1 protein-coding gene and 1 pseudogene are annotated in these 600 nt (G+C 36.5%); both read right to left on the bottom strand.

Features of this window, described 5'->3' with window-relative positions; translation table 11 throughout:
* Positions 1–162: pseudogene (locus L5M18_RS23305) on the bottom strand (IS110 family transposase); the annotation flags it as partial.
* A gap of 222 nt (positions 163–384) precedes the next feature.
* The coding region (locus tag L5M18_RS23310) for a transposase (protein ID WP_263188858.1) at positions 385–600 on the bottom strand (216 nt) is incomplete at its 5' end.

Genomic DNA, 600 nt, shown 5'->3' on the forward strand with positions numbered 1-600 from the left:
GGCCTCCATAGCAATAAGGCTACCTTCGGGGAATTGTCTAATTTTATCGAGCAGCTTGTTTCTGTTAACCTTTTTGTTACTCATGACAGAGTTATCCATAAGACAAACACAAACTTGAAAAACATTTTTGGCTAAATCGATACCAATAACTTTAATATCCATGATGGAAACCTCCAGAACTATTTGTCAGCTTTAAGCTTGGCATAATACTGCAAGCTTAGGTGCTGAGGCGTCCATCACATCACTACACGTATACAAAATAAATTATCACGAATAGTAATATAAACACTTGTAATATTGTAGGAAGAGCTTTACTAACCAAATAAAATGCCAAAGTGAAAACCATATATATAGAGGGTGTAACAGATTCTGTGTAACTGCAATTTAGTTAATATGCTTCACAATTCTGTCTTCGAACTCAATAATAAATCGGCTCATCGCAGTACGCCAGTTTTGAATGGGCATGGTCCATTTTTTACTGGCTTCTTTTATGGCAAGGTAAATCATTTTCTTGGCCGAGTCATCATTAGGAAACACCTTACGTTTTTTCAACGCTCTCCTAATCACGCTATTTAATGACTCAATGGCATTGGTCGTGTA

The sequence above is a fragment of the Shewanella sp. SM20 genome, from assembly GCF_025654545.1.
Taxonomy (GTDB): Bacteria; Pseudomonadota; Gammaproteobacteria; order Enterobacterales; family Shewanellaceae; genus Shewanella; species Shewanella oncorhynchi.